Origin of the sequence: Polymorphospora rubra (genome assembly GCF_018324255.1) — a bacterium.
Taxonomy (GTDB): domain Bacteria; phylum Actinomycetota; class Actinomycetes; order Mycobacteriales; family Micromonosporaceae; genus Polymorphospora; species Polymorphospora rubra.
On the sequence record NZ_AP023359.1, the window covers coordinates 4393609 to 4412617 of the forward strand.

The window sequence follows — 19009 nt, forward strand, 5'->3', positions numbered from 1 at the left end:
CCCACCGGCCACCATAGGCTGGCCGGTGGGAGGGATCGATGGGCTACCAACTGCTGACGACCGTGATCCTGGTGCTGCACTTCGCCTTCGTGGCGTACGTCGTGCTGGGCGGCTTCATCGCGTGGCGCTGGCCGAGAACATTCTGGCTGCACGCCGGGGCCGCGTCGTGGGGCCTGATCGTGGTGGCCGCCAGCCTGACCTGTCCGCTCACGACCGCCGAGGCATGGTCGCGGCGGCAGGCGGGCGAATCCGGCCACACCGGGGGATTCATCGACCGTTACATCGAGGGCGTGCTCTATCCGGAACGCCTCACCCCGCTGGTCCAGGCGCTGGTGGCGGTCGCGGTGCTGGGTTCGTGGACGGTGCTGCTGATGCGCCGCCGGGCCGCCTCGAGAGCCCGGGCCGACCAGCGTAGGTAGGCGGCCGGTCCGGCACCGGACGATGTGGCCGGTGGGGTCGGGACGAACACGCAACGAAAAAGTTGGTTACGTTGAGTATCAACATGTGTGCGTTGGGTAGTGGTCGAGTTAGGTAAGTCATCGACCCAAGGAGGTAGTTCCACATGCCCAACGATCTGATCGGCGTCGTGACCGACTTCATCACCGGCCTGCTCGGCGTCATCGGCGGCCTCGTGCCCGGCGGTCTGCCGGACCTTCCGCTCTGACCGCCACCGATGGTGACGGCGGGGTCCCGGGCGCCTGCCCGGCGGCCCCGCCGCCACTTCCGCCCGGCCGCCGCTAGGGCAGCTCGTCGACCGCGGCGGCGAACGCCGAACCGGTCGCCAGGGTCGCGTTGAGCAGCACAGCCAGCTGTGGCGCCGCCACCCCGTGCTCGAGGTCGGTCGTGACGTCCCCGGCCAGGATCAGTTCGCCCTCGCCGGTGTCGTGGACGTACGCCTTCGGCAACAGCCGGTCGTGGTTCCAGGCGTTGCAGAACTCGTACGCCTCGGCCAGCCGGTCGGCCGAGAGCCGCCGCTGCGCCACCACCCGGGCGTGCAGGATCTCCCGGCGCTCGCCCAGCCGTTCGAAGTGGACGAGCGCCTCGCCCCACCGGCCGCCGACCGTGCCGTCCTCGTCGACGAAGTAGTGGTCACCGCGCTCCTCCAGCACCGCGACGATCGCCTCGATCGTCAACGGCGCCACCACGTCGTCGCGCCCCTCCACCGGCAGCCCGGCCGGCACGGCGGCGCGCGGCGGCTCGTCCGGCGGCAGCTCGAACGGCTCGGTCAACGGCCGGGCGGCCAGCCATCCCGCGATCCGGCCCGACTGGTGGGCGGTGCCGTTGCGGGCGTCGAACCGGCCGGCGAGATCCTGCGCCGTCGCCACCAGATCGGCCGCCAGCGCGCTGACCGTGACGTCGGCCGCCGCCCGGTCGCCGTGCTCCGGACGGTGGACCTGCCGCCCGCCCAGGCCCGCCTCCTCGGCGAGCCGGCAGACCAGCGCGCCGGCCGCCGCGAACTCCATCGCCGACGCCTCGTCGTACGGCCGGTCCAGCCAGCCCAGGTGCTCCTCGAGAATGGTCAGACCCCGCTCGTGGTGCCCGGTCAGCGCGCAGAACCGCAGGTGCTCGGGGAGGAAGGCGAACGAGTCCCGTTCGTACCGGTGCCGGCGGTACGCCCGGACGTGCGCCTGCGCGGCCTCCTCGTAACGCCCGAGGTGCAGGTAGGGGACCAGGACCGCGACGAGCGCCTTCTCCGGCTGCTCGGTGCAGCCCAGCACCCCGCTGAGCACCGGCTCGGCGATCTTCAGCGCCTCCTCCCACTCGCCCCAGCCGGCGAGCAGTTCGGCCTGCCGGGACGGGTCGCAGCCGGCACAGTCGCTGTTCTCGTCGCGCGGCGTCGTACGCCACTTCGCCAGCCACTCCCGGGCCTGCGCCTCGTCGCCGAGGTGGTCGGCGACCTTGCAACGCAGGTTGTAGATGGTCTGCAGACTCTGCCCGCCCTCGCGGAACCGCCGCTCCATGTCGTCGAGCGCGGCCCGGGTCTGCGCCAGCCCCACCCGGGGCGTGCTGCGCAGCGTCGCCACCGCCCACTTGTGATACCAGCGCAGCATCTCGGCGTCCCAGTCGTCGAACATCGACGGGTCGCGGTCGAAGGTGGCCAGGCACCAGCCGAACGCGGGCAGCATCCGCCACCGCTCGGTGTGGTTGTTGTACGCGTCGATCAGCCCGTACCGCGCGTCGAAGCCGAGTCGTACGTCGCCGAGGGCGTCGGCGTGCGCCACGATACGTTCCAGTTCGGCGATCTTTCCGTCGCCGTCCGGGAGTTCCCTGGCGTCCTCCAGGGCCTCGATGAGTTCATCCTTGCTGGTCACGACTTCTCCTCGGTGGGACCGTCGCCGGCCGTGGGGTTGGGGGGACCGGTGAACGCCCGGTCGAGCAGGGCGAGGAACGAGCGGTTCAGCGCCGCGGTGTCGATCGCCCGGAGCGGATGGTGGCCGGCGAGCAACGCCTGACCGTAGAGCGCCTCCACGGCGTGCCGGACCGCCGGCCCGGACGGGTCGGCGGCGATCCGGCGGACCAGCGGGTGGCGCCAGTTGAAGACCAGTTCCGGCCGGTGGTCGACCTCGACGTCGTCGAACGCCGACAGCACGTCGGACCACAGTTCGTCGGCGGCCTCGATGCTGCGCCGCAGCGAGTCCTGGCTCGCCGCCTGCTGGCCGACGATGTAGAGCGCCGGCACCGTCACCGGGTCGAACTGGCGCAGCAGCGGTTTGCAGCCCAGGTCGGCGAGCACGGCGCGGGCGGTCTCCAGGAATCCGGCGGCGGCCGCCTCCTGGCCGGGCGGCAACGGGTCGAGCCGGGCGGCCAGCTCACCCGGATCGAGACGGCGTACCTGGATCTTCGGGTCGACCCGGTGCAGGCGTTGCAGGATCTCGCTGTCGTACGCGTAGCCGGCGTTGACCAGCGGCGTGCCGGCGGCGCTGGCGATCGCGGCCAGCGAGCGGAACTCGTCGACCGTCTCGACGTAGCGGACCATCGACAGGCCGCGCCGGAACACCCGCAGCGGCATCGCGCCCCGGCTGGTCTCGAACGGCAGCCAGGCGTCGACCAGGCGCAGCATCTCGTCGTCGCGTACGGCGAGCGCCTTCACGCCGAGGTGGTGGACGCGCAGGAAGGCCGCCAGCCGGTCCGGGTGGTTGACCGACAGGTCGAGCAGCCAGCCGCGGATCTGCTCGCCGAGCGACTGGCGTACCGACGACAGCAGGTCGTCCTCGTAGAGCGCCTCCCGGCTGGCGGTCGGCCGCAGCACGGCGGTGTCGACGACGCACCGGACGAAGAACGCCCACTCCGGTACGACCTTGCTCGCGTCCTCGCTGAGCAGCATCCGCTTGAGGTAGACGCGGTGCCCACCCTGGCCGACCGCCGAGGCCGACGGGAGCACGAACCCGACGCCGACCAGCCCCGCCTCGGGCACCCGCAGGTCGATGACGTCCATCGGCCGGGTGCCGAGCAGTTGCCGGCCGTAGTCGAGCAGGGCGGCGTGCCGCTCCTCCGGCCCGGGGTGTTCGACCTCCCACGGGGCCCGCTCGTCGGTGAGTCGCACCGGCGCCGTCTCGGGGGCCGCCAGTTCGACGTCGACGTCGAGCAGGTGGGCGTAGAACCGGACGAGTTCGCCCACCCGGTCGGGGACCAGCCAGTGCCGGGTGTCGGCGCGCGGCCGCAGGGTGACCGTGGTGCCGATCTCCTGCCGGGCCGCGTCGTCGGACTCGGTGGTGTAGCGGCCGTCGGCGTGGCCGGTCCAGCGTACGGCCGGCCCGCCCTTGGCCGAGCGGGAGACGACCTCGACCGCGTCGGCGACCATGAAGCACGACAGCAGGCCGATGCCGAACTGGCCCAGGAAGTCCTGCCGGGCGAAGCCGAGGTCGTCGCGCTTGGAGGTGCGGCCGACGCTGGCGAGGAAGAGGTGCACCTCGGGCTCGGTCAGGCCGATGCCGTTGTCGTGCACCCGCAGCGCCCCGTCGGGCAGCGGTTCGACGACGATCCGGCCGGGTTCGGCGTCGGGGTCGAACCCCCGTCGGGCGGTGATCGCGTCGGTGGCGTTCTGCAGCAGCTCCCGGGCGTAGACCCGGGGGCTGGCGTAGAGGTGGTGGCTGAGCAGGTCGACGATGCCGCGCAGATCGACCTGGAAGCGATGCTCCATCGTGGACACCCGTGGTCAGTCCCGCAGTTCGCCGACGGCGTCGGCCATCTGGCAGCCGGTGGAGACGCCGCAGTTGACGAGCTGGTCGAGCTGGGCCGGGGTGACGCCCTGTTCGAGGTCGGTGATGACCTCGCCGCAGACCCGGACGCTGCCGTCGTCGTTGACGTGGACGAACGCCTTGGGCCACAGCCGGTCGTGGTTCCACTCGTTGCAGAAGGCGTAGAGCCGCGGCACGTCGTCGATCCCGAAGGTGGTGGCCGCCATCGTGCGGATCTGGAGCAACTCGCCGGCGTTGCCGAGCCGGAAGAAGTAGATGAGGTTGTCGTCCCACTTGCCGAAGATGTCGCCGTCCTCGTCGGTGTGGAACGAGTAGTCCCGCGCGTCGAGCACCGAGGCGATCAGTTCGTGGCTGAGCGGTTGGAGTGTCTGCAACTGTCCACCGCTGGTGGGTTCGTCTGAGGTGTCCTGGAAACCCGGCGATGGCATGTGCGGCGTCCTTCCTGACGTGCGGGGGTGAAGGCTGACGGGCCGTGGCCCGATCGGAACGCGGTCTGGCAGACAGCACGGTAGGGCCGCGTCGCCACCCCACGTATTGTGTGGCTTGTGCCGGTTGGTCCGCCCATGATGCTAGGTGGGTGTGACACCCGGCACCGCCACCGGTGACCGACGGCGGGACACGGCAGTCAAAAGCGAGGATTGGTCGGACCGCACGGCTACCGTGTGACTCTATGGCGGGGCGGACACCTTCGGCTAACCGGCGTCGGAGCGCGTCACCGACGCGCGGCGTCGCGGCTCCGCGTGCCCGCCAACCGGCGAAGACCCGGGCCGCCGCGACCCCGCGCAAGCGCCCCCCGGCCCGCGGCCGGGCCGGTCCCGCCGTCCATCTCGGCCGTGGCGTCCGTGCGGTGTGGATGGGCCTCGCCCACTCGGTCGGCTGGGCGGTGCGTGCCGTCGGGCGCCAGGTCGCCCCGGCCCGTGACCTCGACCCGGGCCACCGCCGCGACGGCGCCGGACTGTTCCTGCTCGGCCTGGCCATCCTGACCGGCGTCGCGGTCTGGTTCTCCGGCGCCGGGCCGGTCGGCGCCCGGGTCGCCGACACCGTCCGGCTCTTCCTCGGTGCGATCGCCGCCGCCGTACCACTGCTGCTGCTCGTCAGCGCGGTCAAGCTGATGCGTGAGCCCGGCGACCCGGCACACCGCGGCCGCGGCCTCGTCGGCTGGACCGCGCTGATCGTGTCGACGGCCGGGCTGCTGCACATCGGGCAGGCCCCGGTCGACAACGCCCAGCGGGACTACGCGGGCGGCCTCGTCGGAGCCGGCATCGGGCGGCTGCTCGTCGGTGCGGTGACCGGCTGGGTCGCCGTACCGCTGCTCGTCCTGCTGCTGCTCTTCGGGCTCCTGGTCATCACCGCCACCCCGATCAACAAGGTGCCGGAACGGGTCGGCATGCTCGTCGGCTCGCTGTTCGGCCGCCCGCCCGGTCCGTACGACCCCGACGACGACATCGACGACGCCGACGGCCCCGACGAGGACGAGGAACCGCCGCCGGCCAAGCGCCGGCCGGCCCGCCGCCGGGTCGCGGCCGCCGCACCCGGGCCCGACGAGCCCGGATACGACGACCAGGAGGTCGTCCACGACACCGTGGCGCTGCCGCGCAAGTCGCCCGGCAAGGGCGCCGCCGCCCGTAAGCCCGCCCCGGCACCCGAGCACTCGCCGGCCCCCACCCGGGCCGAGCAGTTGGCGATCACCGGCATGGCCGGCGACTACACGCTGCCCCCGGCCAACCTGCTCAAGAGCGGCAGCGCGCCCAAGACCCGCAGCAAGGCCAACGACGAGGTGATGGCCGCGCTCGAAGGCGTCTTCGACCAGTTCGGCGTCGACGCCGCGGTGACCGGCTTCACCCGCGGCCCGACCGTCACCCGCTACGAGGTCGAACTCGGTCACGGCGTCAAGGTCGAGCGGATCACCCAGCTCTCCCGCAACATCGCCTACGCGGTGAAGTCACCCGACGTACGCATCCTCAGCCCGATCCCGGGCAAGAGCGCGGTCGGCGTCGAGATCCCCAACTCCGACCGCGAGGACGTGGCCCTCGGCGACGTCCTGCGCTCGCGGGCCGCGGGCAGCGACCACCACCCGATGCTGGTCGCCCTCGGCAAGGACATCGAGGGCGGCTACGTGGTGGCCAACCTGGCGAAGATGCCGCACATCCTGATCGCCGGCGCCACCGGCGCCGGCAAGTCCTCGTGCCTCAACTCGCTGCTGGTCTCGCTGCTGAGCCGGGCCACCCCCGACGAGGTACGGCTGGTGCTGATCGACCCCAAGCGGGTCGAGATGACCGCCTACGAGGGGATCCCGCACCTGGTGACCCCGATCATCACCAACCCGAAGAAGGCGGCCGACTCGCTGGACTGGGTCGTGCGCGAGATGGACATGCGCTACGACGACCTGGCCGCCGCCGGGGTACGCCACATCGACGACTACAACCGCAAGGTCCGGGCCGGGCAGATCAAGCCCCCGCCGGGCAGCGAGCGGGAGATCCGCCCGTACCCCTATCTGCTGGTGATCGTCGACGAGCTGGCCGACCTGATGATGGTGGCGCCGCGCGACGTCGAGGACTCCGTGGTCCGGATCACCCAGCTCGCCCGCGCCGCCGGCATCCACCTGGTGCTGGCCACCCAGCGGCCCTCGGTCGACGTCGTCACCGGCCTGATCAAGGCCAACGTGCCCTCCCGGCTGGCGTTCGCCACCAGCTCGCTCGCCGACTCCCGGGTCATCCTCGACCAGCCGGGCGCGGAGAAGCTCATCGGCCGCGGTGACGGCCTCTTCCTGCCGATGGGTGCCTCCAAGCCGGTGCGGATCCAGGGTGCCTGGGTCAGCGAGTCCGAGATCAACGACATCGTCAAGTTCTGCAAGGACCAGCGCGAGCCGGAGTTCCGCCCGGACGTGCTCGCCCCGGCGCAGGACAACAAGAAGAAGATCGACGAGGACATCGGCGACGACCTGGAACTGCTGATCCAGGCGATCGAGCTCGTGGTGACCTCGCAGTTCGGTTCGACGTCGATGCTCCAGCGCAAGCTGCGGGTCGGGTTCGCCAAGGCGGGCCGGCTGATGGACCTGATGGAGACGCGCGGGATCGTCGGCCCGTCCGAGGGCTCCAAGGCCCGTGACGTGCTGGTCAAGCCCGACGAACTGGAAGAGGCGCTGGCCGCGCTGCGGACCGACGACTGAGGTCGTACCGGTGCCGGGCGGTGGCGGGCGCCACGCGCCGCCGGAGTCGTCGGTCCGGCCCGGTACCCTCGGGAGGTGTCTGTGACCTCCTCCTCCCCATCTCCCGACGGCCGCCGGGTCGCGCTGCTGACCCTGGGCTGCGCACGCAACGAGGTCGACTCGGAGGAGTTGGCCGCCCGCCTGCACGCGGACGGATGGCAGGTCAGCACCGACGGCGAGGGCGCCGACGTGGTGCTGGTCAACACCTGCGGCTTCGTCGAGAAGGCCAAGCAGGACTCGATTCAGACCCTCCTCGACGCCGCCGACACCGGTGCCAAGGTGGTCGCGGCCGGCTGCATGGCCGAGCGCTACGGCCGTGAACTGGCCGGCAGCCTGCCGGAGGCCCAGGCGGTGCTCGGCTTCGACGACTACCCCGACATCTCCGCCCGGCTCCAGGCCGTGCTGGCCGGGGAGCGGCTCGACGCGCACGTCCCCCGGGACCGCCGCGAACTGCTGCCGCTGACCCCGGTGTCCCGGCGCGAAAGCGCGGTCGTCGTCCCCGGCCACGCGACCGTCGACGCGCACACCCCGGCCCACCTGCGGCCGGTGCTGCGCCGACGGCTCGACGCCGGCCCGGTCGCCTCGCTCAAGCTCGCCAGCGGCTGCGACCGGCGGTGCTCGTTCTGCGCCATCCCCGCCTTCCGCGGCGCGTTCGTCTCCCGTACCCCGGACGAGTTGCTGGCCGAGGCCGAGTGGCTGGCCAAGACCGGCGTCCGCGAACTGGTGCTGGTCAGCGAGAACTCCACGTCGTACGGCAAGGACCTCGGCGACCCGCGCCTGCTGGAGAAGCTGCTGCCCCAGCTGGCCGCGGTCACCGGCATCGTGCGGGTCCGGGCCAGCTATCTCCAGCCCGCCGAGACCCGGCCCGGCCTGGTCGAGGCGATCGCCACCACCCCCGGTGTGGCGCCGTACTTCGATCTGTCGTTCCAGCACTCCAGCGAGCCGGTGCTGCGCCGGATGCGGCGGTTCGGGTCGACGACCCGGTTCCTGGAGCTGCTGGCGTCGGCCCGGGCACTCGCCCCGGAGGCCGGCGCGCGCAGCAACTTCATCGTCGGCTTCCCGGGCGAGACCCGGGCCGACGTCGACGAGCTCGTCCGCTTCCTGACCGACGCCCGGCTCGACGCGATCGGCGTCTTCGACTACAGCGACGAGGACGGCACCGAGGCCGCCGCGCTGCCCGGGAAGGTGTCCGCGGCGACCGTGAAGCGGCGCTACGACAAGCTCGCCGCGCTCGCCGACGAGCTGTGCTCGCAGCGGGCCGAGGAGCGGATCGGGACGACCGTCGAGGTCCTCGTCGACTCGGTCGACGACGGGCTGGTCGAAGGGCGGGCCGCCCACCAGGCCCCCGAGGTCGACGGTTCGACGACCCTGGTGGCGCCGGCGACCGGGGGAGTGGACCTGGCCGTCCTGCGCCCCGGCGACCTGGTGCGGGCGACGGTGACCGGCACGGAGGGGGTCGACCTCCTCGCGGTGCCGGTCGAAATGATCTCGGCAGCGGCGTGACCGGGGCGGCCCACCGGGTCCGGCCGCGGCGCGACCGGGCGGGGACGTGCTGATGGAGACGACGAGTCCCCCGCCGTCCAGTTCGTCCTCCGTTGCCGGCCGGGTCCCACTGCTCAACGCCGCCAACGCGCTGACCGCCCTGCGCATGATGCTCATCCCGGTCTTCGCGGCGCTGGTCATCGCCTCCGGGATGACGCACTCCAGCACCCGGATCGCGGCCTGCGTGATCTTCGCGATCGCCTCGGCCACCGACCTCGTCGACGGCTGGATCGCCCGCCGGTTCGGGCTGGTCACGTCGTTCGGCAAGGTCGCCGATCCGATCGCCGACAAGGCCCTGACCGGCACGGCGTTGGTCCTGCTCTCCTGGTACGACCAGCTGCCCTGGTGGGTGACCGCGCTGATCCTGGTCCGCGAGGTCGGCGTGACGCTGATCCGGTTCTGGGTGATCCGCTACGGCGTCATCGCGGCCAGCCGGGGCGGCAAGCTGAAGACGGCGCTCCAGATCCTCGCGATCGTCTGGTACCTGTGGCCGGTGCCGGCGGCGCTGGTCGGCGTCGGCACCTGGATCATGGGTGCGGCGGTGCTGGTGACGGTGCTGACCGGGCTGGACTACGTGCTGCGCGCCCTGCGTCTGCGCGGCCGGGCCACGTGACCGCCGGGGGCGCGCGGCCGGCCGGCGTGGCTCCCGACCCGCGGACCGGGCTGGTGGACCGGCTCAAGGCCGGTGGCTGGACGCTGGCGACCGCCGAGTCGCTGACCGGCGGACTGCTGGCCGCCACCCTGGTCGAGGTGCCCGGGGTCAGCGCGGTCTTCCGGGGCGGGCTGGTGGTCTACGCCACCGACCTGAAGGCGTCGTTGGCGGGCGTACCGGACGGTCTGCTGGCCGACCGTGGCCCGGTCGACCCGGATGTCGCGCTGGCGCTGGCGGACGGTGCCCGGGCCGCCTGTGGGGCCGACTGGGGGGTGGCGACGACCGGTGTGGCCGGGCCGGAGCCACAGGACGGCAAGCCCGTGGGGCTGGTCTACGTCGCGGTGGCCGGGCCGTGGGGGGCGACGGTGCGCCGGTTGACCCTCGACGGGAACCGCGCCGCCGTCCGTGGGGGCGCGGTCGACGCCGCGCTGCGCCTGCTCGACCGGCAACTCGCGGCCGCGCCCGTCGGTGGCGGTGACCGTCTGTCGGAATCTGGCTGAAAGCAGCGAGATGTGCCTGCCCCGGTGCCGCGCCCGTCGGTGGCGGTGACCGTCTGTCGGAATCTGGCTGAAAGCAGCGAGATGTGCCCGATACGTGGGATTCTCGGCCCCCACGACGCACTGATCACCGCGGGGGGATGGTGGTCGAACGCCCCGGCGGGGCAGGATGTCGTATGGGCTCCGCAACGGGTACGGTTGCGGGAAGCCTCCCGGCAGATGCCGGTTGGCCCCCGCGTGAGGAGGAGGTGCCATGGTCCTGCTACGCCGGGTGATCGGTGACGCATTGCGCGCGCGCCGGCAGGGACAGCACCGCACCCTACGCGAGGTCTCCACCGCCGCCAACGTCAGCCTCGGCTATCTCTCCGAGATCGAGCGCGGCCAGAAGGAAGCGTCCAGCGAACTGCTCGCCTCGATCTGTGACGCGCTCGGCGCCCACCTGTCGGATCTGCTGCGCGAGGTCAGTCACACCGTCGCGCTGGCCGAGCAGATGCAGGGCGTGCTCGTGCCGGTCCAGGACCCCTCGGGCGAGGGACCAGACCCGGCCGTCGCGCCCGCCGCACGTGCCGCCGGACCCACCGGGGGTGCCAACCGGCCGGCCCGGACCGCGGTGGCCGCCGGCGCCCGCGCCGCCGAGGTGCGGCCCGCCGCCGACGGGAACCGGCTGCCGGTCGGTGAGGCCAAGGTGCGCCAGGTCACCTCCGACGGCAAGGTGTCGGTGTCGGTGCGCCAGGAGGGGCCGCTCAAGGCGACCCTGCGGACCACCCGCACCGTGCGCTCCGGCAAGAAGCACGACCTCGACGTCGTCTACGCCGCCTGACCCGTCACCGCGCTACCCGACGTGTCCGTACGGGCACGCGCCGGCTCGGCAATGCTGGGCCCGCCTGGGTAAGGTTGATCTCCTGACCGGACCGTATCCCCGGATATCCCCCTGAGGCCGGGTGACGCGTTGGCGCCGGGCTGGGACGATGGAGACCGTGCCGCACGGTCGCCCGGGGTCGGGTCGACCCGGGCGGTCGACCGCACTGATGACACTGAGGGGACACGCGAATATGGCGAACCCGTTCGTCAAGGGCTGGCGCTACGTGATGGCGCTATTCGGCGCCAAGATCGACGAACACGCCGATCCGAAGGTTCAGATCCAGCAGGCCGTCGAGGAGTCCCAGCGCCAGCACCAGGCGCTCGTCCAACAAGCGGCGGCGGTCATCGGCAACCAGCGGCAGCTGGAGATGAAACTGTCCCGCCAGATGTCCGAGGTCGAGAAGCTCCAGTCGATGGCCCGCCAGTCGCTGGTGCTCGCCGACCGCGCGCGTGCCTCCGGCGACGAGGCGGAAGCCGGCAAGTACGAGCAGACGGCGCAGACCCTGGCCACCCAGCTGGTCTCCGCCGAGCAGTCGATGGAGGACCTCAAGGCGCTGCACGACCAGGCGCTGGGCGCCGCCGCCCAGGCGCGCCGCGCGGTCGAGAACAACGCGATGGTTCTCCAGCAGCGGCTGGCCGAGCGCACCAAGCTGCTCAGCCAGCTCGAGCAGGCCAAGATGCAGGAGACCGTCGCCCGGTCGCTGGAGTCGATGTCGTCGCTGGCCGCACCGGCCAACACCCCCTCGCTCGACGAGGTCCGCGACAAGATCGAGCGGCGGTACGCCAACGCGATGGGTCGGGCCGAGCTGGCCAGCAACTCCGTCGAGGGCCGGATGCTCGAGGTGCAGAAGACGACGCTGGACATGGCCGGCTCGTCGCGGCTGGAGCAGATCCGGGCCAGCATGGCCGGCGACCAGTTGGGTGGCCAGCAGGCCGCCGGGCAGCCCTCGGTCGGCCAGGCCGGCACCGGCGACCCGGCCAGCGTGGCCCGGCTGGACGAGATCCGGGCCAGCCTGTCCAAGGAGCGCAACACCGGCGACCAGAGCGCCGCCGGCTGACCCGGCCGGGGCGGGGGAGGGGCTTCACGTGGCCGATCAGCGGGCGCGCTACTTCCGCCGGCTCCGCAAGCTGCGCCGGTCCGCCCGGCGCTGGACTGTGCTCGGCGGCGGCTTCGGTGGAGCCGCCGCCATCCTGATCCCGTACGCCGGGGTGGGGTTGCCCGATGCCGCCTGGGCGGCCGCCGCGGGTGGTTCGATCGCACTCGCGGCGTGGCGGTGGATCGACCTGCGGGCGCTGGCCGCCCAGCCGGCGCCGCCCCCGCCCGAACCGGTGGACCCGGAGCAGGCCCGGGCCCGGCTGGTCGCGGCGGTCGAGCGGCTGCCCGCCGGCCGGGCGGCCATGGATGAGGTCCGCCGGCAGCGGTCCCGGATGGCGCTGCGCGGGTCGTCGGCGGCCGAGCCGGCGGCACGGTTGGACCGGGCGTCGGTGGCGATGGCCGGGCTGGCCGGTGACCTGACCGGCGTGGCCGACTCGGCGGTGCTGGACGCGGCGGTGGCCGAGCGGTCGCTGCGTGAACTCGCCCAGCGGGTCGCCGGCGTGGAGCGGGCGTTGCGGGTCGCGCCCGCCGACTCCCGTGGCGGCCTGGAGGAGGCGCACCGCAGTCTGGTAGACCAGTTGAGCGGGGGCGTGACCGCCTACGAGCGGCTGGTCGCGGCGGCGGCGGGCTTTGTGGCCGAGGACGGCCGGGGCACCGAGCATCCGGCGGTGACCCAGTTGAGCGACGCGAGTGAGCGGTTGCGCGGCGTCGCCTCGGACCTCGCCGAGTTGCGCAAGTTCGCCGATCCGATGCGGACGCAGCAGCAGCACTGACGCGGGCGCGGCGCGGAAGATCCATGTTCCGCGCCGCGCCACCGTGATCTGGATTGCCTATCAATCCGGCGAACCGGTCAGGCTGACCTCGTGTTTACTTAACCGTTACAAATGTTGGCTTGTCTATGTCTTGCGTTGTCGGGTCGCACCAGAGCTAATTTGTTCAGCCAACCTACAAAATGGAGCGGGCGACCTCGGCGGGTCGCGCGCCCCTGAACCCCCACCACCCGACTCCGGCCCTTCGGCGAGCTGGCGACGGGACTCATCCCTGTCCTCGACAGATGATGGAGATCCCCGTGTCCCCAACACGCCGATCGCGACCACCACGCGCCCTGACCCGCGCCCTCCTCACCGCCACAGTCGCCCTGGCCGTCGCCGCCACCGGCGTGGTGGCCGGCCCGACACCCGCCTCCGCCGCGCCCGTACCCACCCGCGCCGTCGAGGCGGTCGACCCGTACACGGTCCTGGTCTTCTCCAAGACGGCCGGGTTCCGGCACAGCTCGATCCCGGCCGGTATCGCCGCGATCCAGCGGCTCGGCGCCGACAACGGGTTCACCGTCGACACCACGGAGGACGGTGCCGCGTTCACCGACGCCAACCTCGCCCGGTACGCCGCGGTGATCTGGCTGTCCACCACCGGTGACGTCCTCGACCCCGACCAGCAGGCCGCGTTCGAGCGGTACGTCCAGAGCGGCGGCGGCTACGTCGGCGTGCACGCGGCCTCCGACACCGAATACAGCTGGGAGTGGTACGGCGGCCTCGTCGGCGCCTACTTCTCCGCCCACCCGGCCAACCAGCAGGCCACCATCAAGGTCGAGGACCCCGCGCACCCGTCCACGGCGGCGCTGCCGGCGAACTGGTCCCGCTTCGACGAGTGGTACAACTTCCAGACCAACCCGCGCGGCGACGTGCACGTGCTGGCCAGCCTCGACGAGACGACGTACTCGGCGGGGGCCGGGGCGATGGGCGCCGACCACCCGATCGCCTGGTGCCACGACTACGACGGCGGCCGGGCCTGGTACACCGGCGGCGGCCACACCGACGAGTCGTACACCGAGCCGGAGTTCGTCGGCCACCTGCTCGGCGGCATCCAGACCGCCGCCGGGGTCGTCGACGCGGACTGCCGGGCCACCCTGGACGACAGCTTCGAGAAGATCACGCTGGACAGCAACACCAACAACCCGATGGAACTCGACGTCGCCGGCGACGGCCGGGTCTTCTACGCCGAGCGGGACGGCCGGGTCCAGGTCATCGACCCGGAGACCGGGCTGACCAGCACCGCGATGACGCTGCCGGTCTTCACCGGCAACGAGGACGGCCTGATCGGGCTGCGGCTCGACCCCGGCTTCGACACCAACGGCTGGATCTATCTCTACTACGCCCCGGCCGGCGGCGGGCCCCGCAACCTGTTGTCCCGGTTCACCGTCAGCGGCACGACGATCGACCCGGCCACCGAGAGCGTGGTCATCCAGGTCGACACCCAGCGCAACACCTGCTGCCACGCCGGCGGCAGCATGGTCTTCGACGCCGACGGCAACCTCTACCTCGCCACCGGCGACAACACCAACCCGTTCGAGTCCAACGCCTACACCCCGATCGACGAGCGGCCGGGCCGACAGGACTACGACGCCCAGCGCAGCTCCGGCAACACCAACGACCTGCGCGGCAAGGTGCTGCGGATCCACCCGGAGGACGCTGGCGGCTACACGGTGCCGACCGGCAACCTCTTCCCGGCCGGCACCGCGCAGACCCGCCCGGAGATCTACGCCATGGGCTTCCGGAACCCGTTCCGGATCGGCATCGATTCGCAGACCGGCGTGCTGTACGTCGCCGACTACGGCCCCGACGCCGGCACCGCCAACCCCAACCGGGGGCCGGAGGGCCGCGTCGAGTGGAACGTCGTCGACGCCCCCGGCAACTTCGGCTGGCCGTACTGCCACGGCAGCAACCTGGCGTACAACGACTTCACGTTCCCGTCCGGACCGAGCGGGGCGAAGTTCGACTGCGCGGCCCCGGTCAACAACTCGCCCAACAACACCGGCCTGACCAACCTGCCGCCGGCGATCCCGGCCACCGTCGACTACGGCTACAGCCCCGACCCGCGCTACCCGGAGATCGGTGGTGGCGGCGCGCCGATGGGCGGCCCCGTCTACCGGTACGACCCCGAGCTGGCCTCCGACACCAAGTGGCCGGCCTACTTCGACGGCAAGGCGCTGTTCGGCGAGTGGAACCAGTCCAAGATGTACACGTTCCAGCTCACCGCCGACGCCACCGAGCTGGTCGACATCAACAACCTGCTGACCGGCATGGAGTTCATCCGCCCGATGGACTTCGAGTTCGGCCCCGACGGCGCCCTCTACATGATCGAGTGGGGCAGCGGCTTCGGCGGCAACAACGACAACTCCGGCGTCTACCGGATCGACTACATCGCCGGTGACCGGGCGCCGATCGCGGTCGCCAGCGCCGAACCGACGTCGGGACAGGCACCGCTGGCCGTACAGTTCTCCAGCGCCGGGTCCCGCGACCCGGACGGCGGTCAGATCACCTTCGCCTGGACGTTCGGCGACGGCGGCACCTCGACCGCCGCCAACCCGTCGCACACGTACGCCGAGCCGGGCAACTACACCGCCCAGCTCACCGTCACCAACGACAAGGGCCGGGAGGCGGTCGCGAACGTACCGGTCACGGTCGGCAACACGGCGCCGACGGTGACCATCGAGTTCCCGCCGGACGGCGGCTTCTTCGACTGGGGCGACCAGGTCGAGTACACGGTGCGGGTGACCGACCCCGAGGACGGCGAGATCGACTGTGACAAGGTCGTCCTGCAGTACTTCCTCGGCCACGACGAGCACTCCCACCCGCTGGACACCTACCACGGCTGCACCGGCACGGTGCAGACGTCGCTGGCCGCCGGGCACGGTGCCGAGGCCAACGTGTTCGCCGTCTTCGAGGCCAGCTACACCGACAACGGCGGCGTCGGCGGCGCCAGCCCGCTGACCGGCCGGGCCATCGAGCGGCTGCAGCCCAAGCGCAAGCAGGCCGAGTACTTCACCGCCACCGGCCGGACCACCGACGGCACCGGCGGCGGCGACCCGGGTGTGCAGAAGGAGACGACCGGCGACACCGCCGGCGGCTTCCAGAACATCGGCTTCATCGAGGACGGCGACTGGTGGTCGTTCGCGCCCACCAGCCTGCTCAACATCGACCAGCTCCGGTTCCGGGTCGCGTCCGCCGAACAGGGCGGCCTGATCCAGGTCCGCAGCGGCGCCGTCGACGGTCCGCTGCTGGTCACCGCCACGGTGCCCGGCACCGGTGCCTGGCAGACGTACACCGACGTCACGGTCGACCTGACCGATCCGCCGGTGGGCAGCGCACCGTTGTTCTTCGTCGCCAAGCATCCGAGCGGCGGCGCCAACTCGCTGTTCAACGTCAACTGGGTCGACTTCCTCGGCCGCGGCGTCACCGAGAACGCCCCGCCGACGGTGACCGTCGCCGCCGACCCGACCACCGGCACCGCCCCGTTGACCGTGAACTTCACCGGGACGGCGACCGACCCCGAGGGCGAATCCCCGCTGACGTACCTGTGGGACTTCGGCGACGGCGGCTCGGCCACCACCGCGAACGCCACCCACACCTACACCGCGCCGGGCACGTTCACGGCCACCCTCACCGTCACCGACGCGCGGGGCGCCAAGGCGTACGCCAGCACCACCGTCCGGTCCGAGGCACCCAACACGTCCTGCTTCGGGGCGCGTTCGGACGACTTCACCGGCAACTCGCTCGACAAGTCCCGGTGGACCACCGTCGTACGGGAGAACCAGCTCTACTCGGTCGCGGACGGCGTGCTCAAGCTGCCGACCTCGGTCGGCGACCTGTACGGCGCCCGGACCGACGCCACCAACATCGTGCTCCAGCCGGCGCCCGGCGGGGCCTGGCAGGCGACGACGAAGGTGACGTTGCCGGTGACCGCCAACTACCAGCAGGCCGGCGTGATCGTCTACGGCGACGACGCCAACTGGGCCAAGCTCGACCTGCTGTTCGGCGATTCCCGGAAGATCGAGTTCATCCGGCAGACCGCCGGCACCCCGCGCAACGAGGGGGCCGACGCCGCGCCCGCACCGGCCGGTGACACCGTGTACCTGCGGATCATCAGCGACGGCACGAACCTGACCGCGGAGGCGTCCGGCGACGGGCAGACCTTCACCCCGGTGGGCCGGTCGGCCGCGCTCGCCGGCATCGAGAACCCGAAGATCGGCCTGTTCGCGCTGAACGGCGGCACCACGGCGCCGGTGGTCGAGGCCCACTTCGACTGGTTCCAGGTCACCCCGGACGAGCCGGCCGGACCGGTCGAACCGTCCGACGAGTTCGACGGCGCCGCACTGGACAAGTGCCGGTGGGACGCGATCCTGCGCGAGGACGCGACCGCCTACCGGCTCGAGGGCGGGTCGTTGAAGATCGACGTACCGAACGGTGACATCTACACCGGCAGCAACACCGGGCCGACGAACTTCATCATGCAGGGCGCGCCGGAAGGCGACTGGACCCTGGAGACGAAGGTCGACGGCAGCCTGCTGAACGAGCAGTACCAGCAGGCCGGGCTCATCGTGCACGCCGACGACGACAACTACCTGAAGCTCGACTACATCGTCGACAACACCCCGGGGCAGCCGGTCTCCCGCCGGATCGAGTTCCGCAGCGAGATCGGGTCGGTGGTCCAGGACCCGCAGCCGCAGGTGACGAACCTGACCGACTCGGTGTGGCACCTGCGGCTGAGCCGGACCGGGACCGTCTACACGGCGTCGTACTCGCTCGACGGGCAGGAGTGGACGAGCTTCGAGCCGTTGACGAACACCGCCGTCGGGGCGACGCCGAACGTCGGTCTGTTCACCCTCGGCGCCAACCAGACGGCGTCGAAGACCGCGTCGTTCGACTACTTCCGGCTGACCACCGAAACCGCCGACGGCACCGCGCCGGTCACCACCGGCACCGTCGACGGGCCGGTGACCGCCGGCTGGTACACCGGTCCGGCCACCGTCACCCTCACCGCCACCGACGAGGCCGGCGGCAGCGGCGTCGCGTCGACCGAGTACCAGCTCGACGACGAGACCGGCTGGACGGCGTACACCGAACCGGTGGTGATCAGCGGGGACGGCAGCCACGAGCTGCGGTTCCGGTCGACCGACGAGGCCGGCAACGTGGAGGGGACGAAGACCGTCGAGGTCCGGATCGACACCACCGCGCCGGTGACGGCCGCCGAGTTCGCCCCGTCGAACGACAACGGCTGGCACGCCGGCACCGTTCCCGTCACCCTCACCACGACCGAGACCGGCTCCGGTGTCACCAAGGTCGAGTACGCGCTCGACGGCGGTGACTGGACGCCGTACACCGAGCCGGTCGACGTCAGCGGCGACGGACAGCACGAGCTGCTGTACCGGGCCACCGACGCCGCCGGCAACGTCGAGACGCTGAAGTCCGCGATCATCAAGATCGACGGTACGAAGCCGACGGTCATCGTCTCGGGGCTGGCCGACGGCCAGCTCTACGGCGACAGCCAGGACGTCCGGGTCACCTTCGCGGCCGTCGACCCGACCAGTGGGATCGAGGCCACCGTCGGCAAGCTCGACGGGGTGACGTACCACAGCGGCACGCTCCAGGCGATGTACGAGCTGACCCTCGGCATGCACGAGCTGACCGTGACCGCGACCGACAAGGCCGGGAACGAGACGACGTCGTCCGTACGGTTCTTCGTCACCACCTCGTTCCGCGACATGCAGAACCTGATCGACCGGTTCAAGGCCACCGGGCGGCTTTCCAACAAGGCCCACCGGCAGCTGACGAACAAGCTGGCCAACGCCCGGCTGTCCGAGGCCGAGGGACGCGACAACCGGGCGATCCAGCAGCTCACCGCGTTCCGGGGGCTGGCGTCGGACACCTCGCTGGTGACCGACGCCGAGGTGCGCGCGGTACTCGTCCGCGACACCGACGCGATGATCGTCCGGCTGGGCGGCTCGGCCAGTACGGCCGGCGTCAAGGCCAACGGCGGCAAGTCCGTCAAGGGGACCGGCCGGGTGGCCGAGGACCCGACCCGGATCGGTCCCGGCGGCAGGCTGTAGGGAATGGTCGCCGTCAGGCGGCCTGGGTTCGAAAGTGTGGTGTGGGCGGCCGGATCCCCGGCCGCCCA

11 protein-coding genes and 2 pseudogenes are annotated in these 19009 nt (G+C 71.8%); 10 read left to right on the top strand and 3 right to left on the bottom strand.

Going from position 1 to position 19009, the window contains the following annotated elements:
• Window positions 1-38 precede the first annotated feature (38 nt).
• Window positions 39-419, top strand: a complete 381-nt coding sequence (locus Prubr_RS19930) for a DUF2784 domain-containing protein (protein ID WP_212816449.1) — start codon at window positions 39-41, stop codon at window positions 417-419.
• A 318-nt stretch (window positions 420-737) separates the two neighbouring features.
• On the opposite strand, the gene Prubr_RS19935 is transcribed toward Prubr_RS19930, so the two are convergent.
• From Prubr_RS19935 to Prubr_RS19945, 3 genes are read right to left on the bottom strand one after another with little or no spacing between them, the layout of a single operon-like run.
• Window positions 738-2312, bottom strand: coding sequence for a type III secretion system chaperone family protein (locus tag Prubr_RS19935; protein ID WP_212816450.1), 1575 nt, complete (start codon window positions 2310-2312; stop codon window positions 738-740).
• Window positions 2309-4141 carry an HSP90 family protein gene (locus Prubr_RS19940; protein ID WP_212816451.1) on the bottom strand — a complete coding sequence of 611 codons (1833 nt, stop codon included), beginning with the start codon at window positions 4139-4141 and terminating at the stop codon, window positions 2309-2311. The genes Prubr_RS19935 and Prubr_RS19940 overlap by 4 nt, the downstream gene beginning before the upstream one ends.
• Before the next feature lie 15 nt (window positions 4142-4156).
• Complete coding sequence (locus tag Prubr_RS19945) at window positions 4157-4627, bottom strand: type III secretion system chaperone family protein (protein WP_212816452.1); 471 nt, start codon at window positions 4625-4627, stop codon at window positions 4157-4159.
• Between the two features lie 242 nt (window positions 4628-4869).
• Here Prubr_RS19945 and Prubr_RS38250 point away from each other — a divergent pair.
• The 9 genes and pseudogenes from Prubr_RS38250 to Prubr_RS19985 all read left to right on the top strand — a co-directional run.
• Window positions 4870-5599 (top strand): annotated as a pseudogene (locus tag Prubr_RS38250) (DNA translocase FtsK 4TM domain-containing protein); the annotation flags it as partial.
• A 179-nt stretch (window positions 5600-5778) separates the two neighbouring features.
• Window positions 5779-7368, top strand: a pseudogene (locus tag Prubr_RS38255) (DNA translocase FtsK); the annotation flags it as partial.
• A 75-nt stretch (window positions 7369-7443) separates the two neighbouring features.
• Entirely contained in the window at window positions 7444-8910 is a 1467-nt protein-coding gene (gene rimO / locus Prubr_RS19955; RefSeq protein ID WP_212816454.1) for a 30S ribosomal protein S12 methylthiotransferase RimO, read from the top strand.
• Between the two features lie 52 nt (window positions 8911-8962).
• Window positions 8963-9562 (top strand): CDP-diacylglycerol--glycerol-3-phosphate 3-phosphatidyltransferase, encoded by a 600-nt coding sequence (gene pgsA, locus Prubr_RS19960; protein ID WP_212816455.1) that lies wholly within the window; start codon window positions 8963-8965, stop codon window positions 9560-9562.
• Window positions 9559-10101, top strand: a complete 543-nt coding sequence (locus tag Prubr_RS19965) for a CinA family protein (protein ID WP_425517928.1) — start codon at window positions 9559-9561, stop codon at window positions 10099-10101. The genes pgsA and Prubr_RS19965 overlap by 4 nt, the downstream gene beginning before the upstream one ends.
• 250 nt (window positions 10102-10351) lie before the next feature.
• Window positions 10352-10918, top strand: a complete 567-nt coding sequence (locus Prubr_RS19970) for a helix-turn-helix domain-containing protein (protein WP_212816456.1) — start codon at window positions 10352-10354, stop codon at window positions 10916-10918.
• A gap of 232 nt (window positions 10919-11150) precedes the next feature.
• The gene (locus Prubr_RS19975) at window positions 11151-12017 is read left to right on the top strand and encodes a PspA/IM30 family protein (RefSeq protein WP_212816457.1); all 867 of its coding nucleotides are present in this window, start codon (window positions 11151-11153) and stop codon (window positions 12015-12017) included.
• Between the two features lie 28 nt (window positions 12018-12045).
• Window positions 12046-12828 carry a phage shock envelope stress response protein PspM gene (gene pspM / locus Prubr_RS19980; protein ID WP_212816458.1) on the top strand — a complete coding sequence of 261 codons (783 nt, stop codon included), beginning with the start codon at window positions 12046-12048 and terminating at the stop codon, window positions 12826-12828.
• A 296-nt stretch (window positions 12829-13124) separates the two neighbouring features.
• Window positions 13125-18941, top strand: coding sequence for a ThuA domain-containing protein (locus tag Prubr_RS19985; RefSeq protein ID WP_246567388.1), 5817 nt, complete (start codon window positions 13125-13127; stop codon window positions 18939-18941).
• Window positions 18942-19009 lie beyond the last annotated feature (68 nt).

Coding starts and splice junctions, on each gene's coding strand:
- Prubr_RS19930 (WP_212816449.1), top strand. CDS start 39: ATGGGCTACCAACTGCTGACGACCGTGATCCTGGTGCTGCACTTCGCC.
- Prubr_RS19940 (WP_212816451.1), bottom strand. CDS start 4,141: ATGGAGCATCGCTTCCAGGTCGATCTGCGCGGCATCGTCGACCTGCTC.
- Prubr_RS19945 (WP_212816452.1), bottom strand. CDS start 4,627: ATGCCATCGCCGGGTTTCCAGGACACCTCAGACGAACCCACCAGCGGT.
- pgsA (WP_212816455.1), top strand. CDS start 8,963: ATGGAGACGACGAGTCCCCCGCCGTCCAGTTCGTCCTCCGTTGCCGGC.
- Prubr_RS19970 (WP_212816456.1), top strand. CDS start 10,352: ATGGTCCTGCTACGCCGGGTGATCGGTGACGCATTGCGCGCGCGCCGG.
- Prubr_RS19975 (WP_212816457.1), top strand. CDS start 11,151: ATGGCGAACCCGTTCGTCAAGGGCTGGCGCTACGTGATGGCGCTATTC.